The sequence below is a fragment of the Bradyrhizobium sp. Mp27 genome, from assembly GCF_029953005.1.
Taxonomy (GTDB): domain Bacteria; phylum Pseudomonadota; class Alphaproteobacteria; order Rhizobiales; family Xanthobacteraceae; genus Bradyrhizobium; species Bradyrhizobium barranii.
On record NZ_JASAUS010000002.1, the window covers coordinates 266387 to 284746 of the forward strand.

Here is an 18360-nt window from a genome sequence, read left to right on the forward strand (position 1 = left end):
CCGAGGTGCTCGGCCGGGCTTCGATCGCGGCGCGGATGCGCCATGCGATCGGATCTTGCGATCAGATCAGTAGCAAACGCGAACCGGGCGGACGACCCAGCCGTAACCGTCCCAATAACGCTGGCGCTGCCAGTAGCAGGGCGGGGGCGGCGGGCCGGGCTCGGCGACGTAAACCGGGCCACCATAGGCCGGGCGGCTCGATGCGATCGCGCCGCCGACGATGGCGCCGCCGATCAGGCCGGCCGCGATGCCGGCGCCGATGTTGTCACCGGCTTTGGCAGGCGGAGTGGCGGTCACCAGCGAACCGGCGATCGTCGCAACCGTGAGGGCGGCAACAAAAGTCTTCTTCATGCTCTTGGCTCTCCTGGGAGATGGACGTCCCTTGTTAGGAGCATCCGGGTTTCAAAGGTTCACGCACACTCTGATGAAATCGACCGTGCAGCTAGGAAGCGCGCAATTGGTCAATCCACAGTAAACGCGCACGGAGCTGTGACGAGAAAAAGCGGTCTTTTTCGGGCCCGGAGATGAACGGCGCGTCCGTCGTGAACCGGTTCAGCGCGCCTCAGCCACAGACTCTGACGCGACGGACGCGCCAGGCGTAGCCATCCCAGAAGCGCTGCCTCTGCCAGACGCAGCCGTCACCGTAATAGTCGTCGGCGACATAGCCGGGACCCGGTGCGTAGTAGCGGGGCGGGTAATAGCCGGGGCCATAGGAGTAGCCCGGACCGGGTCCGTAATAATACGGAGAAGCCAGCGCGCCACCGACAATGGCGCCACCGATGATCCCGGCGGCCACGCCGGCGGCGACACCACGCTGAGCGTGGGCCGGTGTCCCGGCCGTGAGGGCCAGGGTGGCGACGGCGGCAACCGTCAGTAAAAACTTCTTCATTGGCGTGACCTTTCGCACGAACAGGCGGGAACTCTTTGGGGGGGAAAGTTCCATACTTCGTTTGAATGATCAATGAACGGCACCTTCGCCGGGGGCGACCAATTAATGGATCGCAGGTTCGTGAGGGAGACGACGATGGGCAACGCGATGATGAATACTCTGATCGCTGCCGGGGTCATTTTCGCGATTGGCTATGGCTGGTTCGCCCATCTCCAGAACCGCGGGCGGCGCTTGCGCGCGGCTGCCGGCCATGACGGAGGAAGTGGCGGCGACGGCTATTCAGGGGCCAGCGACGGCTTTTCGCTGGGGAGTTGGTTTTCGAGCGACAGCTCGGGGAGCTCGAGCGACAGCTGTTCCAGCAGCGATAGCGGTAGCAGTGGCGGGGATTGCGGAGGTGGCGGCGATGGTGGTGGAGGCGGTGGCGGTGACTAGGTCCGCCAAGATCTTGATCCAGCGCAACTCCCTATTTTAGAGCCGTTCTAGGCTGTTTCCAGGCTAGTTTGGAATAGCTTCAAATACCGGTTTTTCCCTTTGCATCCGGACGGCCCCTTAAATATCGATGATGACGCATCACCGAAGGGCCTGCCGCTTCCATGATCGTTTGTTCCTGTAACGTGCTGAGCGATGACGACATCCGAGCCGCGGTCGCCGAGTCCGACGACGCCGTACGTCATGCCAAGCAGGTCTATGGATGCCTCGGCTGTAGCGCCGAATGCGGCCGTTGCGCCCGTACCATCAAGACCATCATCGACGAAACGCTTGGCCCCTGCGCCAAGTCCTGCTGCTCGGGCTGCCCGCACAGCCACGCCGTGGCCGCCAATGACGAGACGGCCGAGCTCCCCAGGTTCGCCCTCGCGGCCTGCTGAAAACTTCCGCAATTTCGGCTGAGCTTTTCCCCGGCTGCGTCCCCGTGGCCGGTTGCTCTCGTCCTTAAACTGATTTAGAAGCGTTCTAAAGTCGGTTAGGGCCGATTTGGACGCAAGATTTGGAGTGCATCATGCAGGGCGACGCAAAAGTCATCGACTATCTCAACAAGGCGCTGCGCCACGAGCTGACTGCAATCAACCAGTACTGGCTGCACTACCGCTTCCTCGACAATTGGGGCCTGCGGGACATGGCCAAGGTCTGGCGCAAGGAGTCCATCGAGGAGATGGAGCACGCCGACAAGCTCACCGAGCGGATCCTGTTCTTCGACGGCTTCCCGAACATGCAGGTGCTCGATCCCCTGCGCATCGGCCAGAACGTCAAGGAGATCATCGAGTGCGATCTCGCCGCCGAGATGAGCGCGCGGGCGCTGTACCAGGAGGCCGCCGGCTATTGCAACGGCGCCAAGGACTACGTCACGCGTGACCTGTTCGAGAAGCTGATGGGCGACGAGGAGCACCACATCGATTTCCTCGAAACCCAGCTCGACCTGATCGGCCGCATCGGTCTCGAACTCTACACGCAGAAGCACGTCGGTGGGCTCGAGGGCGAGGGGCACTAAGCTCCGGCACCGGCTCTCTCCTTCGTCATGGCCGGGCCTGTCCCGGCCATCCACGTTTGGCCGCGCGACGAAGACGTGGATGCCCGGGCCTTCGCCCGGGCATGACGGTTCTTTTGAGCGGCGAACGCTCTCGCCTACAACTGCGTCTTGTAGCGCTCTTCCACGATCTCCTGGCTCTCCGGCTCCCCCAGGCCCGTCTGGTCGTGAATGACCTGGCCGATGCTGGGCATCACCGAGCGCTGCACCTTCTCCGGTGACCACAGCTTCGAGCGCATCAGCGCCTTGCCGCAGTGGAAATAGACTTCGCTGACCGCGACGTTCAGCACCGCGCGCGGCGGCTTGCCGAATTCCACCATCGATGCGAGCAGGTCCGGATCGGCCGAGAGCGTGCCGCGTCCGCCGACGCGCAGCGTCTCGTCGATGCCGGGGACGAAGAACAACAGATGCACGAAGCCCGAGCCTTCGACGACGTTGCGAAAACTATCGATCCGGTTGTTGCCGGCACGGTCGGGCATCAGCACCTGGTTGGGGCCAGCGACATGGACGAAGCCAACCCCTCCGCCGCGCGGCGATGCATCGACGCTGCCGTCGACGCCTGACGTTGCAAGCACGCAGAACGGCGACATCTCGATGAATTTCTTCGCATGCGCATCGATCGCGGGACGCGCCTTTGCGATCACGCGCAGGCTCGGCTTGGCATAGATGGTGGCGAGGTCTTCGGCGCAAAGATCGGTCACGAAGGTCTCCCTGATTGAGGGCCACAAGATAGCATTCTCCGGCTCGATCGCTATCCCCGAAATAGCAGGTGCGGCCCAGCGTAGCCACGGCATGACGCAGGTGGCGTAGACCAGAAATTTCGCTTATAACGGGTGTCGTATTTTGTTGCTTTTCAAGCGAGGAATTCGTCATGGCCCCAACGCAGGCAATGCGGGTCGCGGGCGATCGGCCACGCCGTCGCAAGCATGTCCCGGGACAATTGATCGTTCGGTTGAAGCCGGCCGCTGCCCGGCAGATCGCGGCAGCCTCGCTTCAGGCGACAACGTCACGCGCGCTGATGGCTGCGATGCCCGACGACGTCAGAGGTCCGATCGATTTCCTGCGCGACAATTTCGGGCTTCAGTCGATGAAGCCGCTGTTCGTGGTCGGCGGCGATGAGGCACCCGCGCAGCCCCAGGCGATGGCTTTGGCCGCGGTTCACCGCTCGATAGCACGCTCCGCAACGGCGCCGCCGCGGGAGGCGTTGGCCGGATTTCAGATCGTGCAGTTGAAGGACGGGAAGGTCGATGCAGGCGTCCTGAAGCGCCTGCGTGCCTCCAGGGCGGTGGATCTGGTCGAGCCCGTTCCCAACCGGTGGCTCAATGCCGCCGCCGATCCCATGAAGATCAGGCAGTGGGGGCTTCGCGCCATCAGATGGTTCGATCGACCGCGGCCAGGTGCGGGGCGGGTTCATGTCGCTGTGCTCGATAGCGGTGTCGACGCCGGACATCCCGATCTCGTGGACGCGATCGAGGACTACAGGCACGACGGCAACGGACCGCGTGATTTTCTCGGTCATGGCACCCATGTCAGCGGCACGATCGCGGCCGTGGTCAATAACTCGGTCGGTATCGCAGGCCTGGCCAATTGCCGGTTGCACTGCTGGAAGGTGTTCGACGATCCCAAGCGCGCAGGCGACGATGAGAATTTCAACTTCGATTTCTACAGCAAGGCGCTCGCGGCCGCGCTCGATTCCAACATCAAGGTCATCAATCTCAGCATTGGCGGCGAGGAACATTCAAAGACGGAAGCGACGGCCTTCGCCGAACTGATCGAGGCCGGTGTCATCATCTCCACCGCGATGGGGAACGAGTTCGAGGACGGCAATCCGAAGGAATACCCGGCGGGCTACCCGGACACGATCGGAGTTGGCGCCGTCGACGAGTCCCATCGGCGCGCTTCGTTCTCCAATACGGGGAAGCACATCAAGCTGGTCGCGCCGGGCGTCAACATCCTGTCGACGGTGCCCCGGGTCAAGGCAAGCTTCGCCGACCATACCAGCTACGATTCCTGGCCCGGGACGTCGATGGCAACACCGCATGTGACCGGCGCCGCCGCGCTCGTCTACATCAACAAGACGAAATCCAGAGCGGCAGGGCTTGCGGTCGCCAGGCGCCTGATCGCGACTGCGACCAAATTGCCGGCGATGCGAGGCAAGGATTTTACGCCGGAGTACGGCGCCGGCCTGCTGGATGTTGCCGCTGCGCTCGGCCGCGCGAAACCTGCAAGCAAATCGGGCAGGAAGACTGCCAAGAAAGCTGCAAAGGCAAAGCCGGCGAGAAAGGGACGAAAATAGATTCTGCGACCTTGATCGGGTGCCGCGAGCGGCTAGCTTTGCATCATGTCCGTGCAATTCAAATTCCACGACCATGTCGATCGGCGCCGACGGCGCAAGATCATCAAGACGCTCGGCGATGCCGGCTACGCCGCCGAGAGCCTGTTTCCGGGACAGAAGCGGCAAAACCTGGCCGCGATCTTCACCGTCGCCGAGGCCGACGCCAAATCCGTTCGTGCCGCGCTCGACGATTTCGGCGATGACATCGAATATGTCGAGGCCTCGCCCAGGCGAGACCTCAAGGCCTGAGTGGCCTACACCGCATCGGCCGGCACGAAGCAACTGATGATGATCGCGCCGCGGTGGTGGACGTACCACACAACGGCCTGGCCGACCGGATTGCCGCGATCGCGGATGATGGCGCGCTCGGGCACCTCCATCCACTGTCCCTCGATCGGTACCCAATAGGTGCCGCCTCGCACATCGTAGTCGGTGCGATGGCCGTCGGAGATGTCGCAGCAGGGCACGCCGTTCGGCGCAATCACGCTCTTGAACCAGGCGCGGATGTCGGGCGGCACATGGTCGTATTGGCCGTTGTCGAACGCGAACGCGGCGCTCGTCTGCGCCATCGTCGCGGCCAGCCAAACGCACAGCGCGAGCCTGTGCATGCGATCCTCCGTCGCGTTCGATTCGTATCGTTGACGCGATTAAGCCCGAGCTGTCAGCGCAATGCATGCTCAAATAATATGCGGCGCGAGAGGCATATGATGCGTTGCGGTATGATCGGCCAGCCAGACGCACAGCGCGAACTTGCGCGTACGATCCTTCCTATCGTGTCTCGAGCGATGCAAGCAGCGATTTCGGCGCGACATTGCGCCATGCCATCTCGAGTGCGCTCCGCAACGTCACCTGATCGATCTTCGCCAGCTTCACATTCGTGTTGCCGCTCCTGCCCCAGGCGCCGGGGACCGGACGAAACATCTCCGGTTCCGCGTCGATGAGCACGGCCTGCTGGTCAGGAGTGAGCTTCACCATGCCCCATTTTTCATTGGGATAGCCCAGCGTCGCGAACACGCGCTTGCCGACGCGAAAGTCGGCGTGGCCGTGATGTGCGCCCTCGATGACTCCGGGAAGCGCCAGCGCAGCCTTGCGAAAGCGAGCGTTCGACATACTGTCTTGCTGCTCGGCTCACATCGTCCGCTGCGGCGCGGTTTGCAGCAATTGCCTGATCTGCTCGACGTAGAATTTCGCGTTGCCGGTGGTGCCGTGGCCACGCGTCTCGGTGCTCGCGGGGATCAGATACAGCTTGCCGTTCTTGACCCGCTTCATCGCGGCGTCCGTGATGCCGGTCTCCGGCGGGTTGCGCTCGTCGTCGGCGGAGTTGATCAGCAGCAGCGTCGCCTCGATCTGCTCCAGCTTGTCGCCGGCATTGTAGTCTTGCGAGGAGCCCCACTGGTAGAGGAAGTCGTTGGCATCGGACGTGATCGGTGTCGCCAGCCGCTCGTCGACGATCTTGTCGGCCTTGGCCGCGGTCGGCGCCTGCTGCTGATAGGCGAGCGTGCCGCCGATGCTGGCGATGCCGTAGGCGGTGATGGCGTATTTCATCAAGCGCGGCTGGCTGGTGTAATTGCCGCCATTGTAGTCGGGATCGTTGCGGATGGTGTCGAGCATGATCCGCCGCATCATCCAGTTGCGCGAGGCCATCTCGGTCGGCTGCGAGGCCATTGGCACCAGCGCGTCCATCTCCTGCGGATATTTCTCGCCCCACAGCCAGGTCTGCATGCCGCCCATGGAATTGCCGATCACGAGCCGCAGATGCTTGACGCCGAGACCCTCCTTTACGAGACGATGCTGCGCCTCGACCATGTCGTCGTAATTGTATTTCGGGAAGCTCGTCTTCATGCCGTCCGACGGTTTTGACGATTTGCCGTGGCCGATCGCGTCGGGGAGGATGATGTAATATTTGGACGCGTCGAGCGGCTGTCCCGCGCCGAACAGCTCGCCGGCGAAGGCGGGCGACAGCATGCTCGCGCCCGAGCCGCCGGTGCCGTGCAGCACCAGCACGGGTTGGCCTGAGGGCTCACCGACGGTGGTGTAGTGCAGCTTCAATTCCGGCATGGTCTCGCCGGTGTGCAACTTGAAGTCCTTGGCGATCCAGTCGCCTTGCTTAGGCGCTGGATAATCGGCGGCCATAACCGGCGTTGCGATGGACAGCAGGATGGCCGCTAGCGCTGCGCAAGACGTTTTCATGTTTCTCTCCCCATGCGGCTCATGGTCGGCCGCGTTGGACGCGATCTTATCAGCTGGTCACGGAGGATCGAGACCGGACCCATCATCGCCCCCCGAAAAACATTCCCCGATGGTGCGGCGCGCAAGGGGAATAATTGCGGATCAGATATGGCTGGTCCTGCCTATGACACGGCTGCGCCCGGGATGTAGGATTTCGGCCTCGCCGATCGTCCTCAGGGGAACACCGCTACGGGAGAGCCTGCATGTGCCGCAACATCAAGACGCTGTTCAACTTCGAGCCGCCCGCGACGGAGGACGAGATCCACGCCAGCGCGCTCCAGTTCGTGCGCAAGCTTTCCGGTTTCAACAAGCCGTCGCAGGCCAATGAAGAGGCCTTCGAGCTTGCGGTCGCGGAAGTGTCGGCGGCTGCGCGAAAGCTCCTGACTTCGCTGCACACCCATGCGCCGGCGCGGGACCGTGAGATCGAGGCGGAGAAGGCCAAGGAACGTTCGCGGCTGCGGTTCGGTTAGGCGGTGCTGCGTCCATTCCGTGATCTGGCTCACGGTGAGAGCGGCCTCAACTTGCGATGATGTCTGCCGGGGTTTTGACAGCCCGGAGCACGACCATGAGCCGCCCCCTTATTCCTCTCAGAGCAGGTGCCGTCACCTTCACTGTGCTGTGGACCGCATGGATGATGTGGTGGAGCGGCTCCTACAGCAGCGTCAACCTCGTCATCCTCACGCTGCTCGGCACGCTGGTCGGCTATCTCTGGTACCGCGCCATGCGCTGGCAGTTCGAGCGCATGGGCATGCTGCCGCGCAAGGATGAGTCCTCCGGGGCGTCGAAGCAACTTCCGCCCGGCTAGTCCTTGTGGCCGTGCTTCTTCTTTTTCTTCTTCTTCCGGTGATCGTCGCCTTCGCCGTCGTCGGCCTCGTCATCGACGATTGCCTCTTCAACCTCATGCACGGCGGCTTCCAGCGCCTCGCGTTCGGCAGCTTCACGCTCGCGCTGACGGCGGCGCTCGTCCCAGGCGTCGAAGAGTTGATCGAGCCACGGCAGCACCTGTTCGATCGACGGCAGCTGGCCGGGCGGTCCGGGCTCGCCGCGTGGGCCTTGCGGCCCCGCCGGCCCCTGCGGCCCGGCTGCGCCCCGCGCGCCGGCTTCGCCTGGCTTGCCCGGCAGGCCAGCCTTGCCCTGCGCGCCGGCCTTTCCGGCCGCCCCGGGCTTGCCCTGCGGTCCCGGCTTGCCGCGCTGGCCGTCCGGCCCTCGCTTCCCCGGATGACCCTGCGGTCCCGGCCGTCCCGGCTCGCCCTGCCGCCCACGCGGACCCTGCCGTCCCTGATCGTCTGCCACGCCACTACTCCCTCTAAGGAAGCAAGCTACTTAGCGGCGTTTGACGACAGCAGCAATTCCGCCGGCGCCTTGCGCCGGGCTTGATCAACACCAATGTGCCCACGTCGCGTGCTAGTCGTGATACGCGGGCACGTCGATGCCGGACGCCGCATAGATCCTGATCTTGTTGCGCAACGTGCGCACCGACAGGCCGAGCACGCGCGATGCGCGCGTGCGGTTGCCGTCGCAGCGGGCGAGCGTCTGGAGCACGAGCTCGCGCTCGACCTCGTCGACGGTCGCGCCGATCAACAGCGGAACGATTTCGTTAGGGGCAAGAAATTGCGCGCCCGGTTCGGACGCAGCGACATGAACAGTGGTCATCAACACACCTCCCGATCAACGCCCGCTTCCATCTCTGGAAGCGATCGAGAACCAACGGCCCCCTAGCCGTAGATCTACGGTGGGCGGGTTTGGTTAACGAGTGGTTAATCGCGGACGATCGCACCAATTGACCTTGGGATTGCCGCGAAGGTGCCGCGATTGGCACGGGATGCATAGCGATGCGGGCCGATTTTGCGCGCCCGCTCACACCGTCCGGTACCCGCCGTCCACCATCACGATCGTCCCCGTGACATAGGCCGACAGATCCGACGCGAGGAAGATCGCGGGGCCCACGATGTCCTCGGGCTTGCCTGTGCGCGCCAGCGGCGTGTGATCGACGAAGGCCTGCACCAGCGCCGGTTTGGTCGCGCGCACGTTGGCGTTGATGTTGGTCTCGATGAAGCCCGGCCCAATCGCGTTGACGCGCACGCCTTCCTTGCCGAGCTCGGCCGCGAGCGCCTTGGTGAAGCCGAGCACGCCGTGCTTCGAGGTCGTATACGCCGCCGAGCTCGGCGTGCGCAGATGTACGAAGGACTGGATCGAGCCGATATTGACGATGCGGCCCTTGGCGGCCCGCAGCGGCGCGAGGAACGCCTGCGTTACGTTGAAGACGCCGTTGAGGTTGAGCGAGATGATGTCGTTCCAGTCCTTCGCCACCGTCTCCGTGTCCGCGGTGAAGGCGTTGCGGCGGGTGATGCCCGCATTGTTGACGAGGATCGAGACCTGCCCGACCTTGTCGGCGACCTGCCTGGCAAGCGCAAAGCAGTCGTCACGCTTGGTCACATCGAGCGCAAAGCTCTCGGCCTTGCCGCCGGCCTTGCGGATCTCCTGCGCGGCCTCTGCGACAGTATCGGCGTTGACGTCGAGCAGCACCACTTGCGCGCCCTCGCGGGCGTAGCCGGCCGCGATCGCCCGGCCGATGCCGGATCCGGCGCCCGTGATGACGGCGACGTGGTTTGCGAGCAATGCCATGACAATTTCCTCCCGGATTCGTTTCGAAGTTTCATGAAAGGCTAACTCGAAATTAAGGGGTCGGAAACGGCCGCCTTGGCATACTGATCTTCATTGCTAAACGTTGCGCGCATGATGGGACGGCTTGAATCCTGGAAACTCGCTCTCGAACGCCTGCGGTCGGCGCAGCCGGCCGACTGGGCCGACGCGGGCCGGCTCGTCGCCGAGATCGTGCGCATGAGCACGGATGCCACGCTGCGCCAGGCGGCCGAGCAGGCGCTTCCGGTGCTGCGCCAGGCCGTGGACAATGACGATCACAGCGCCACGCTGGCGGCCCAGCGCCGCGTCGGCGTGATCCTCGAGGTCGTCCATGATCTCACTGCGCCGCGCTTCGGCCGCCGCAACGCCATGCCGAAGCAGCTCTCGAGCGAAGATCGTGCCCGCAGGATGCTCGGCCTGCCGCTCGCCGTGCAGCTCACCTGCGACGACATCAACCAGGCCTACCGCCGCGCCGCCAAGGGCAAGCATCCCGACCAGGGCGGCAGCGCGCAAGCCTTCATCGACCTCGCCGCCGCGCGCGACCTCCTCATCCATCCCGGCGCGCACAAGGACGCGTGAGCGCGCGCTGTCGCCGCGCCTCGCCGATCCGCTCTGTGCAGGCCAAAAAAAGAGCGGGCAAGGACGCGTCGCGCCCTTGCCCGCTCGTCGTCCGCCGATCGAAATTTTACCAGGTGCAGTGGCCGCTCTTCAACGCGTGATCCTTCAGCACGAGTGCATCGACGAAGGTCGGCACGGTCGTGCTGACGCGGGCGTAGTCGGAGGGCCACGGCGCGGTCGGGATGCTCTCGTCCCAGATCTGGCAGAAGCCGGTGTCCTGCCAGCGGATCAGGTGATAGCTGGCTTGGGCAGGGCTCGCAGCGACGAAGGCGGTGACGGCAAGGCCCGCAGCAGCGCACAGCACGGAAATACGACGCATGATCAGCTCCTCAAATGAAAGATGTGATGCACCTCCCGACAATGGCGGGGAGGCATGGTGTGGAGCGCTTTTGGGGATGCGCCCCGGACAAGATGTGAGTAGTTCCGCCGGCTGATCAGGTTCAAAGCGTGCGCGCAGGAAACGCGTCATTTGAACCAGAAAAAACCAGCGCGCGCCTGCAAAGGAAAAGGGCGGGTCGCTCGCGCGGCCCGCCCTCAAAATCAAATTCGTCGCGTGACGCTCAGAGCGTGCAGCGGCGCTCCGAGCGCAGCTTGATCTGGAGATCCGAAGCCGCGGTGAAGGTCGGGACCGGCTTGCTGACGACCTTGTAGGTCGACGCGCCCCACTGGAACGGCTTGTACTTCAGGTCCTCGTTCCAGACCTGGCAAATGCCGGTGTTGTCCCAGCGGATCACGTAATAGCCGGCTGCTGCCGACGCCGGCACGGCAAACACGGAAGAGGCGATGCCGGCAACGGCACAGAGGGCGAGCACGCGACGCATGAAAAATCTCCTAGTGGGGAAGTGGGACCCGAAAATCCGTGCGGTAAAAGCAGGTCCTTGGCAAGCCGAGGGGCCGCCGTCTCACGGATATGTCAGAGGGAGCCGTGCACTTGGTTCGGCCGAGTGCCCGGCAAGACACATACGCCAAGACACATGCGCCAAGACACATACGCTAAGCGTGGTTCACTTCGCCAGTGATGCAACTGCCTCGATCTCGATCAGCATTTTCGGGTCCGGCAGGGCCTGCACCACGCAGGTGGTGCGCGCCGGGTAGGGCGGCGGACCGAACGCGCCGGCATAGAGTGCGTTCATCGCGGCGACGTCGGAAGCGCGCGTGAGCAGCACGTTGACCTTGACGAGATCGCGGACCGTCGCACCGGCTTCGTCGAGCACGCGCTTGATGTTGACGGCGACGTTGGCGAACTGGGCCTCGAAACCGTCCGGCAGCGCGCCATTGCCGTCGAAGCCGGGAATGCCGGAGACGAACAGGAGATCGCCGACGCGCGTGGCAAAGGACAGCGGCGGCGCCTTGACGTGCGGCGGGGGTGCGAAATGCTGGATCGACATGGGATCACCTCGGATGGAACGGTCGCGTCGCCCGCACGAGCGTAGCGACATGCGGGGGAGTTGCAATCGGCATTGGGGAAGGCAGGCAAAACAAAAACGCGAAAACAACCCCATGCACCGTAGAAATCGTCAGTGTTTCAAATTCGGTATAGCCGAACAATTCACTTGCTCCGTCGGGCAAAACAGGGGCAGAATGGCATCATGGCGGTGGTGTCGGCAGGCGGCCCCAAACTCCGCCGTCATGCCCCGCGACCCGGCTACGCCAAGGCTTCGCCGAGGCTGAGGTCCAGGGGCGCCGAAGCTTTAGCGTAGGCGGCAGGCGGGGCATCCAGTGCGCCGCGGCTTCTCCGCATCTCATTGCCGTCTCGGAGTACTGGATCGCCCGGTCGAGCCGGGCGATGACAGTCGAATGCGCTGCTGCAGCGCGCGCCCCACATCGCTCCATTATGTTGCCGCCGCGATCCATCGGATACATTCGCTGCATCTGATTCGAATCCTCCCTTGAAAAATACGCCCGGAGACGCCCCATGAAGCTCGCTACCACCTTCCGCGCCGCGCTGGTCGCCATTGCCGCACTGGCCGGCCTTTCGACCTCGGCGATGGCCGACGGCGGCACCGTGGTGCTGACGATCTACAAGGCGGGCTGGATCATCGGCGGTTCGGGCGGCTCGGGCGTGCTGAACTTCCGCGGCCGCTCCTATGGGCTCTCGACCGGCGGGCTCGACTACGGCCTCGTCTTCGGCGGCTCCAAGACCGTGCTGCGTGGCCGGGTCTCCAACATCAACCGTCCCTCCGACGTCGCCGGCGTCTATGGTGCGGCCGGTGCCGGCCTTGCCGTCGGCCGCGGCGCCCGCGCCATCGTGCTGACCAACCAGAAGGGCGCGGTGCTGGAGCTGTCGGGCTACCAGACCGGCCTGATGGCGAATGCGGATCTGAGCGGGCTCGCGATCACGATGCGGTAGGGCGCGGAGTGCAGGCGTAGGGTGGCTAAAGCGAAGCGTGCCCACCATTCGTGCCGCAAATGCGGATGCATGGTGGGCACGGCGCGCAATGAGCGCGCCTTTGCCCACCCTACGATCTCACCGCCGCATGAATCCTCTCGCAATGCGCGACGAGATTCTTGTGCGCATCGACAAAAGCCTTCAGCGGCGTCGGGATCGGAAAATAATAGATGTTGGCGATGAAGCCGTAGATGCCGGCATCACAGCTGGTCGGCGCCGCGCCGTGGACGAAGCCCGCGGCGGGAACGATCTCCGCCAGCACTTCCAGATCGGCCAGGCCCCGCGCGTAAGCCTGCTCGGGCGTGTAGCGGCCGATGCCCTGGAAATAATAGCGCTGCGAATTGTACGCCTTCGCCTTCTCCAGTCCCTCGGCATTGAGTTGCGGATGCTGCGCGATGAAGGCGTCGCGGAATGCCGGATAGAACCGATCGTCCTTCCAGCGCGAATACGACATCACCCAGTAGAGATCGTCCAGCATGCGGGTGACGAAATGATTGGTCCGCCGTGCGTCCCGCGATAGTGCGGCATCGATGCTCAGGCGATATTTGGCGATCGCATGCGCAATGATGGTCTCGCTGTCGCCGATGGTCTCGCCGTCGTCGACGACGTAAGGCAGCTGCCCGCGCGGCGCGGCAGAGGCATCGAAGACATGCTCGTGCACGAACGGCACGCCTGCGAGCTTCAGGAACGCGTAGACCTTGAGGCCGTAGCCGTTGTTGTCGGCGACGCCGAACAGTTCCGGGTAGGAATAGAGCGTCAGCATGGTTGTTCCCTTCAGCGCGATGGCACCTTGGCGTGTTGCTCCGTCGTGGCCGCTTGCGCGGCCTTGCTGGCGCGGATCATCAGGAACGCGCCGGAAGAGCCCTGCAGCTGCCAGCGCCCGTCGATTTCGGTCGCCTCGGCGTTCATCGTGCCTTCGTAATGGACTGTGTCGTAGCCGTAGCCGGGCGGCTCGTAGTGTTTGACGAACGAGACCGCGTTGCCGGAGCGCTGGCCCGCGATCGAGGCGTTGTGGGTTCGCAGCGGGCAACGCGGGTTCGAGCAGGGCTCGGTCACGCTTCCGCTGATCGCGCCGCCGGTTTCGACCAGAGTTGCGGTGAAGGTGACCATTCCGGTGCCCGGTTGAATGTAGCTGCCATCCCAGACGCCGGAGAGATCGTCGCTCATGGCGGTGCCTTCCTGGGATGATGCGGGCCGGTTGATATCAGGCTCTTCCATCTCAAGTCGTATCGCCGGAGCGACGGGCTGGCAACAGTCTTGCGCATTGTGCGCAGCGTCATTCGATCGGAGGACGCCCGGCGTCACCCGTTCGACGTATGGGATCGGAGATGTACCGGCTTCGGTGAGAGGCGCGGCCTCTATCTACTGGTCGATGCGGCGGTGAACACCGCCAGCTGCGCATCGAACGCCCGGCGGAACGCAGGCCGCGCTTCGCCGCGGGCGACATAGGCTGAGAGGTCGGGATATTCCTCCAGCAGGCGAGAGGCATTCAACCGGCGCAGCACCGTCACCATCATGAGATCGCCGGCGCTGAACGCGCCGTCGAGCCACTCGGCCTCGCCGAGGCGACGCGACAATTCGCCGAGCCTGACACGGACGCGATCCTTCAGGACCGGCAGCCGCTCCTCGTACCAGCCCTTGTCGCGCTCAAACAGCATCGTCATCCCGAACTCGACGATCGGCGGCTCCAGCGTGTTGAGCGCGGCAAACATCCACGCGATCGCGCGGCTCCTCGCATTCGCATCCTTTGGCAACAATCCATCATGGCGCTCGGCGATGTGCAGCACGATCGCGCCCGACTCGAACAGGACGAGATCGCCGTCCTCATAGGTCGGAATCTGCCCGAACGGATGCAGCGCAAGATGGGCGGGGTCCTTCATCGCCGCGAACGACACGGGGCGGACGTCGCAGGGGAGGCCCACTTCCTCGAGCGCCCAGCGAACGCGCATGTCGCGCGCTTGCCCCTTGCCGCGGTCGGGCGAGTTTTCAAAGGCTGTGATGGTGGGCATCTGGCGGCTCCGGGGTGATCGGCGTTGCATTCAAAGGACGAATGGCCGGCTCGGGTTCCGACAGGGGCGTCGCAAAAAGTCCAGCGCCCGTGTCGGAACAGCGTTCCGCCGCTCGTCCTTGGAGCGATGGTCGCGCGTCCGGTCCAGGACGAAAAGGATACAATTTCATGACGTCAATCACGCCGTTCCTCTGGTTCGCCAACAACGTCCAGGAAGCCGTCGCCTTCTACAAAGCGGTGTTCCCCAACGCAAAAGTCGAGACCGTCAGCGATTCCATGGCGGTGTTCGAACTCGGAGGCCAGCGCTTTCACGCACTCAACGGCGGGCCGCAATATCGCTTCACCTAGGCGGTCTCGTTCTTCATCAGCGTGGAGACGCAAGCCGAGGTCGACTACTTCTGGAGCCGCCTGACTGCCGACGGCGGCGAGGAATCCCGCTGCGGCTGGCTCAAGGACAAATTTGGTCTGTCCTGGCAGGTGATCCCGTCAGCGCTCGGACGCTACCTCGGCGATCCCGACCGCACCAGGGCGAACCGCGTCATGCAGGCGATGATGGAGATGCGGAAGATCGTGATCGCGGATCTGGACAAGGCGTATGCGGGGTGAGCGGCTGACGGTGCCGTAGGGTGGGCAAAGGCGCGCTCTTCGCGCCGTGCCCACCGTTCCTCCGGATTTGTGGAGAGATGGTGGGCACGGCGCAAGAGCGCCTTTGCCCACCCTACGAGGCCGGCGATCCGCATCGCCAATTCGTCCTGCATCGCTATACTGCCGACCATCAGCAGGATGGTGACCCCATGGGAAACGAATTGGAAGGCAAGGTTGCTGCCGTGACCGGCGCCGCGTCGGGCATCGGGTTGGCGAGCACTGAAGCAATGCTGGCCGCGGGCGCGCGCGTGGTGATGGTCGACCGCGACGAGGCCGCGCTGAAGGCGCTCGGCAACAAGCATGGCGACGCCGTGATCCCGCTGGTCGTTGACCTCCTGGATCCCAAGGACTGCGCATCGTTGCTGCCGCGCGTCCTGGAGAAGGCAGGCCAGCTCGACATCCTGCATGCGAATGCGGGCACCTATGTCGGTGGCGATCTGGTCGATGCCGACAATATGGCCATCGACCGGATGCTGAACCTGAATGTCAACGTCGTGATGAAGAACGTGCACGACGTGCTGCCGCACATGATCGCGCGCCGGAGCGGCGACATCATCGTCACGAGTTCGCTGGCGGCGCATTTTCCGACGCCCTGGGAGCCGGTCTATGCGTCGTCCAAATGGGCGATCAACTGCTTCGTCCAGACGGTGCGGCGCCAGGTCTTCAAGCACGGCATTCGCGTCGGCTCGATCTCGCCCGGCCCGGTCGTCACCTCACTGCTCGCGGACTGGCCGCCCGAGAAGCTGAAGGAAGCCAGGGACACGGGCAGCCTGCTGGAGGCCAGCGACGTGGCTGAAGTGGTGATGTTCATGCTGACGCGGCCGCGCGGCATGACCATTCGCGACGTGGTCATGCTGCCGACCAATTTCGATCTTTAGGGCGCATGCTCTCGTCGTGCCGTAGGGTGGGTTGGCGCAGCGTAACCCACCACTTCTGTCTCCGCCGGGACAGACCTCGGTGGATTACGCTGCGCTAATCCACCCTACGATCTGATCCACGCCGCGAGTTCTCGCCACGGCTCCAGCGTCCAATGCCCTGACGCGGCGCCGGACGGCGAGGGAAGCACGAACACGTCGGGAAGCTTCTCGTCGCGCGGCTGCCGCCCCAGCGTGATCCCGCTCGATGGCCTGCCGTAAAACAAGCTCGCGGCCTTCTTGCTCGTGAACGCAATCGTTCGCGGCCGATATTTTTCGATCTTGGCCCTGAACCCCGGCACGTCGATCGTTTCAGTCGCGATCTGGTGATCCATCCCGGCCCCCGACTTGGAGAGATCGGTGAAGCCGATCCCGAGTTCGAGCAGCGCGGCGAACTCGCCCGGCTGATAACGCCGCGGCGTGATGCCGGCCTCATGGATCGCCCGCCAGAAACGGTTGCCAGGATGGGCGTAGTAGTGTCCGAGTTCGGCCGAACGGGTGCTGGCGGCGGTGCCGACGAAGACGAGCCGGAGGTCGGGAAGGAGTTGATCGGGGAGGCGGTCACAGGGGACCTCGGGCAAAGTCGATAAATCCCTCATTCTCGTCGCGCTGAGGTTAGTTTCTCGATGATAGTGTTTGCGGAATTTCCATGCCTCTTAATAGCTGATCGAAGCTTCGCATCGCTGATGCTCAATTGCTCAGTCCAATACCAGACCTGCCAGGCCTCGCTCAGGTCAATGACTGTTTCCCTTCCATATGGCTCATGTTCAACGAAGATTTGGAGGTCTGGGATCTCTTTGAGCAGGGTAGAACAGTCCTGCACGCTTGTTTGTCGAACGCTTAGGAATCTTAGTTTCTTAAGAGCAGCCAGACAACTTATCTCTCGGACCTTTGTTTCATCGAGATCAAGAGTGCGAAGGTTCGTAAGGCTTGCCAGTGGCCCTATATCCATTACGCGAGTCTTCCAAAGGGAAAGATTCTCAAGGTTGTAAAGTTCGGAAAGTGAGTCGATCGCTCTTATTGAGGTTGCAAAAAGGTCAAGTATTCGCAGCTTGGACAAGTTGCGCAGAGGCTCCACGCTCTCAATGGGAGTAGTGTAAATGCGAAGAAACTCCAATTTTCTAAGATTTCCAAGTGCGGTGATGTCTTTGATGTTGGGGCAGAAGATGTCCAAGTATCTTAGTTCGGAAAGCTTCGAAATTGGATCCAGACTCTCTATCTGCTGCATATTGAGGCTCAGGTGCTCCAAGCTACTAATACTTGCTAAAGCATCGATATTTGGTGCCTGCCCGCCACTTAGATATAGCCACCGTAGTCTTTTAAGTCCGGCGAGGGCGTCGATATCGCGCGGATCGATATCGAACAGGTCCAACCGTTCTAGGTGATCAAGATTTTTGAAGCCATTGAGGTCTTCAAACTGGAATTTTTGGTCATCGAAATTGAGATGCTTGATCTGAGGAATTCAAGCTTCTGGTGGTGATCGTCCGACAGCCAAATAGGCTCGCACTAGGTCGATGTCGAATTTCGCGGCAGTCACCTTTGCTGCTGGGCGAGGATTCGCACCTCCAGGTTCTTCTGGTTTGTATATGTCCCTCGCCGCCATGTGTTCTCGATACGCCGATGCGTCAGAGAAAATGTAGCACTTTGATTTGGTGAGCCCTTCCTTGCTCAGCTTTTCCCAGTAAGGTTCCCGCGCGTGATGCGAGGGGATTTCTTCGGCAAGCGCGGGCGTGAGGTCGGCATTGTAGGTGTTGCTCAAGAAAAAGCTTCCTTCAGGCAATTCCAAAAGCTTCTTCTTTGTTAGCCGGCCAGCGAAGATGGGGGTTCCTTTGCGCGACGTGGGGCCGCTACCGCTTACGACCTTGATGATCTTGCTGGCGACGGCTCGTATGCCCTCGGAAGTCCGGGCGGCGAGGCGACCGGCCAGAATTGGAGAATGCTTTTGTACATCTTCGCGGCTAAGTTGGTGCCAGATAGGCAAAATCACTTTCGTGCCATCAGACTCTTTCGCCACGAGCCCGTCTAACTCGGATTTGGTCCAAACTTTTGAGAAGAAACTAGTACCCGGAATCAGAGCTGAGTGATACGGCGGCCTTTGAAACGGCGTTGACGGACCTTTTTCTTGGTCCAGACGAAGGGCTCGGCTCTGTCGTTGTATGCGTTGACGT

At 62.8% G+C, this 18360-nt stretch carries 27 protein-coding genes and 2 pseudogenes; 11 read left to right on the forward strand and 18 right to left on the reverse strand.

Going from position 1 to position 18360, the window contains the following annotated elements:
- Window positions 1–66: 66 nt before the first annotated feature.
- Together QJT78_RS02800 and QJT78_RS02805 are read right to left on the reverse strand one after the other, a co-directional pair.
- Window positions 67–351 carry a hypothetical protein gene (locus QJT78_RS02800; RefSeq protein ID WP_028152321.1) on the reverse strand — a complete coding sequence of 95 codons (285 nt, stop codon included), beginning with the start codon at window positions 349–351 and terminating at the stop codon, window positions 67–69.
- A gap of 211 nt (window positions 352–562) precedes the next feature.
- The gene (locus QJT78_RS02805; protein WP_028152320.1) at window positions 563–889 is read right to left on the reverse strand and encodes a hypothetical protein; all 327 of its coding nucleotides are present in this window, start codon (window positions 887–889) and stop codon (window positions 563–565) included.
- Window positions 890–1024: 135 nt separating this feature from the next.
- Between QJT78_RS02805 and QJT78_RS02810 the strand changes: the two genes are divergently transcribed.
- The 3 genes from QJT78_RS02810 (at window position 1025) to bfr (ending at window position 2375) form a co-directional block, all read left to right on the forward strand.
- Entirely contained in the window at window positions 1025–1321 is a 297-nt protein-coding gene (locus tag QJT78_RS02810) for a hypothetical protein (RefSeq protein ID WP_028152319.1), read from the forward strand.
- A gap of 161 nt (window positions 1322–1482) precedes the next feature.
- Complete coding sequence (locus tag QJT78_RS02815) at window positions 1483–1755, forward strand: (2Fe-2S)-binding protein (RefSeq protein ID WP_028152318.1); 273 nt, start codon at window positions 1483–1485, stop codon at window positions 1753–1755.
- 131 nt (window positions 1756–1886) lie between these two features.
- Window positions 1887–2375, forward strand: a complete 489-nt coding sequence (gene bfr, locus QJT78_RS02820; protein ID WP_038941864.1) for a bacterioferritin — start codon at window positions 1887–1889, stop codon at window positions 2373–2375.
- Window positions 2376–2509: 134 nt separating this feature from the next.
- Here bfr and QJT78_RS02825 read toward each other — a convergent pair whose 3' ends face one another.
- Window positions 2510–3112 carry an MSMEG_1061 family FMN-dependent PPOX-type flavoprotein gene (locus QJT78_RS02825; RefSeq protein ID WP_028152317.1) on the reverse strand — a complete coding sequence of 201 codons (603 nt, stop codon included), beginning with the start codon at window positions 3110–3112 and terminating at the stop codon, window positions 2510–2512.
- 170 nt (window positions 3113–3282) lie between these two features.
- Here QJT78_RS02825 and QJT78_RS02830 point away from each other — a divergent pair, with 170 nt between their 5' ends.
- Both QJT78_RS02830 and QJT78_RS02835 read left to right on the forward strand, forming a co-directional pair.
- The gene (locus QJT78_RS02830) at window positions 3283–4707 is read left to right on the forward strand and encodes a S8 family serine peptidase (RefSeq protein ID WP_080586464.1); all 1425 of its coding nucleotides are present in this window, start codon (window positions 3283–3285) and stop codon (window positions 4705–4707) included.
- 45 nt (window positions 4708–4752) lie between these two features.
- Complete coding sequence (locus tag QJT78_RS02835) at window positions 4753–4995, forward strand: hypothetical protein (protein ID WP_028152316.1); 243 nt, start codon at window positions 4753–4755, stop codon at window positions 4993–4995.
- A gap of 5 nt (window positions 4996–5000) precedes the next feature.
- On the opposite strand, the gene QJT78_RS02840 is transcribed toward QJT78_RS02835, so the two are convergent.
- The 3 genes from QJT78_RS02840 to QJT78_RS02850 form a co-directional block, all read right to left on the reverse strand.
- Window positions 5001–5354, reverse strand: coding sequence for a hypothetical protein (locus QJT78_RS02840; protein WP_028152315.1), 354 nt, complete (start codon window positions 5352–5354; stop codon window positions 5001–5003).
- 160 nt (window positions 5355–5514) lie between these two features.
- Window positions 5515–5856, reverse strand: a complete 342-nt coding sequence (locus QJT78_RS02845; RefSeq protein WP_028152314.1) for an MmcQ/YjbR family DNA-binding protein — start codon at window positions 5854–5856, stop codon at window positions 5515–5517.
- An 18-nt stretch (window positions 5857–5874) separates the two neighbouring features.
- Window positions 5875–6936, reverse strand: a complete 1062-nt coding sequence (locus QJT78_RS02850) for an alpha/beta fold hydrolase (protein WP_028152313.1) — start codon at window positions 6934–6936, stop codon at window positions 5875–5877.
- A gap of 242 nt (window positions 6937–7178) precedes the next feature.
- Between QJT78_RS02850 and QJT78_RS02855 the strand changes: the two genes are divergently transcribed.
- Complete coding sequence (locus QJT78_RS02855) at window positions 7179–7445, forward strand: DUF2277 domain-containing protein (RefSeq protein WP_028152312.1); 267 nt, start codon at window positions 7179–7181, stop codon at window positions 7443–7445.
- Window positions 7446–7540: 95 nt separating this feature from the next.
- The gene (locus tag QJT78_RS02860) at window positions 7541–7780 is read left to right on the forward strand and encodes a hypothetical protein (protein WP_028152311.1); all 240 of its coding nucleotides are present in this window, start codon (window positions 7541–7543) and stop codon (window positions 7778–7780) included.
- Here QJT78_RS02860 and QJT78_RS02865 read toward each other — a convergent pair.
- From QJT78_RS02865 to fabG, 3 genes are all read right to left on the reverse strand, one after another.
- Entirely contained in the window at window positions 7777–8268 is a 492-nt protein-coding gene (locus QJT78_RS02865) for a collagen-like protein (protein ID WP_038953275.1), read from the reverse strand. The two genes, QJT78_RS02860 and QJT78_RS02865, sit on opposite strands and share 4 nt — an antisense overlap.
- Before the next feature lie 111 nt (window positions 8269–8379).
- Window positions 8380–8628, reverse strand: coding sequence for a helix-turn-helix domain-containing protein (locus QJT78_RS02870; protein ID WP_028152309.1), 249 nt, complete (start codon window positions 8626–8628; stop codon window positions 8380–8382).
- 204 nt (window positions 8629–8832) lie between these two features.
- Entirely contained in the window at window positions 8833–9600 is a 768-nt protein-coding gene (gene fabG / locus QJT78_RS02875) for a 3-oxoacyl-ACP reductase FabG (RefSeq protein ID WP_038941867.1), read from the reverse strand.
- A gap of 111 nt (window positions 9601–9711) precedes the next feature.
- Between fabG and QJT78_RS02880 the strand changes: the two genes are divergently transcribed.
- Window positions 9712–10197 (forward strand): molecular chaperone DnaJ, encoded by a 486-nt coding sequence (locus QJT78_RS02880; protein WP_028152307.1) that lies wholly within the window; start codon window positions 9712–9714, stop codon window positions 10195–10197.
- Window positions 10198–10303: 106 nt separating this feature from the next.
- Here QJT78_RS02880 and QJT78_RS02885 read toward each other — a convergent pair whose 3' ends face one another.
- The 3 genes from QJT78_RS02885 to QJT78_RS02895 all read right to left on the reverse strand — a co-directional run bounded on the left by QJT78_RS02885 (window position 10304) and on the right by QJT78_RS02895 (window position 11624).
- Window positions 10304–10555: a hypothetical protein gene (locus tag QJT78_RS02885; RefSeq protein ID WP_028152306.1), complete on the reverse strand. Its 252-nt coding sequence runs from the start codon at window positions 10553–10555 to the stop codon at window positions 10304–10306.
- A 241-nt stretch (window positions 10556–10796) separates the two neighbouring features.
- Window positions 10797–11057, reverse strand: coding sequence for a hypothetical protein (locus tag QJT78_RS02890; RefSeq protein ID WP_028152305.1), 261 nt, complete (start codon window positions 11055–11057; stop codon window positions 10797–10799).
- A 183-nt stretch (window positions 11058–11240) separates the two neighbouring features.
- Window positions 11241–11624, reverse strand: a complete 384-nt coding sequence (locus QJT78_RS02895; protein ID WP_038941868.1) for a RidA family protein — start codon at window positions 11622–11624, stop codon at window positions 11241–11243.
- A gap of 527 nt (window positions 11625–12151) precedes the next feature.
- Here QJT78_RS02895 and QJT78_RS02900 point away from each other — a divergent pair.
- Window positions 12152–12586, forward strand: a complete 435-nt coding sequence (locus tag QJT78_RS02900; RefSeq protein WP_028152303.1) for a hypothetical protein — start codon at window positions 12152–12154, stop codon at window positions 12584–12586.
- A gap of 109 nt (window positions 12587–12695) precedes the next feature.
- Here QJT78_RS02900 and QJT78_RS02905 read toward each other — a convergent pair whose 3' ends face one another.
- From QJT78_RS02905 to QJT78_RS02915, 3 genes are all read right to left on the reverse strand, one after another.
- Window positions 12696–13388 carry a glutathione S-transferase family protein gene (locus QJT78_RS02905; RefSeq protein ID WP_028152302.1) on the reverse strand — a complete coding sequence of 231 codons (693 nt, stop codon included), beginning with the start codon at window positions 13386–13388 and terminating at the stop codon, window positions 12696–12698.
- A gap of 11 nt (window positions 13389–13399) precedes the next feature.
- A complete protein-coding gene (locus tag QJT78_RS02910; RefSeq protein WP_028152301.1) occupies window positions 13400–13792 on the reverse strand; it encodes a hypothetical protein in 393 nt (130 codons plus the stop codon).
- Window positions 13793–13983: 191 nt separating this feature from the next.
- Complete coding sequence (locus QJT78_RS02915) at window positions 13984–14634, reverse strand: glutathione S-transferase family protein (RefSeq protein WP_028152300.1); 651 nt, start codon at window positions 14632–14634, stop codon at window positions 13984–13986.
- 167 nt (window positions 14635–14801) lie between these two features.
- Between QJT78_RS02915 and QJT78_RS02920 the strand changes: the two are divergent.
- Both QJT78_RS02920 and QJT78_RS02925 read left to right on the forward strand, forming a co-directional pair.
- Window positions 14802–15239: pseudogene (locus QJT78_RS02920) on the forward strand (VOC family protein).
- 188 nt (window positions 15240–15427) lie between these two features.
- The gene (locus QJT78_RS02925; RefSeq protein ID WP_038941870.1) at window positions 15428–16156 is read left to right on the forward strand and encodes an SDR family oxidoreductase; all 729 of its coding nucleotides are present in this window, start codon (window positions 15428–15430) and stop codon (window positions 16154–16156) included.
- 104 nt (window positions 16157–16260) lie between these two features.
- Here QJT78_RS02925 and QJT78_RS02930 read toward each other — a convergent pair whose 3' ends face one another.
- The 3 genes and pseudogenes from QJT78_RS02930 to QJT78_RS02940 form a co-directional block, all read right to left on the reverse strand.
- Window positions 16261–16773 (reverse strand): mismatch-specific DNA-glycosylase, encoded by a 513-nt coding sequence (locus QJT78_RS02930; RefSeq protein ID WP_028152298.1) that lies wholly within the window; start codon window positions 16771–16773, stop codon window positions 16261–16263.
- 14 nt (window positions 16774–16787) lie between these two features.
- Complete coding sequence (locus tag QJT78_RS02935; RefSeq protein ID WP_028152297.1) at window positions 16788–17564, reverse strand: leucine-rich repeat domain-containing protein; 777 nt, start codon at window positions 17562–17564, stop codon at window positions 16788–16790.
- Between the two features lie 90 nt (window positions 17565–17654).
- Window positions 17655–18360, reverse strand: a pseudogene (locus QJT78_RS02940) (hypothetical protein); the annotation flags it as partial.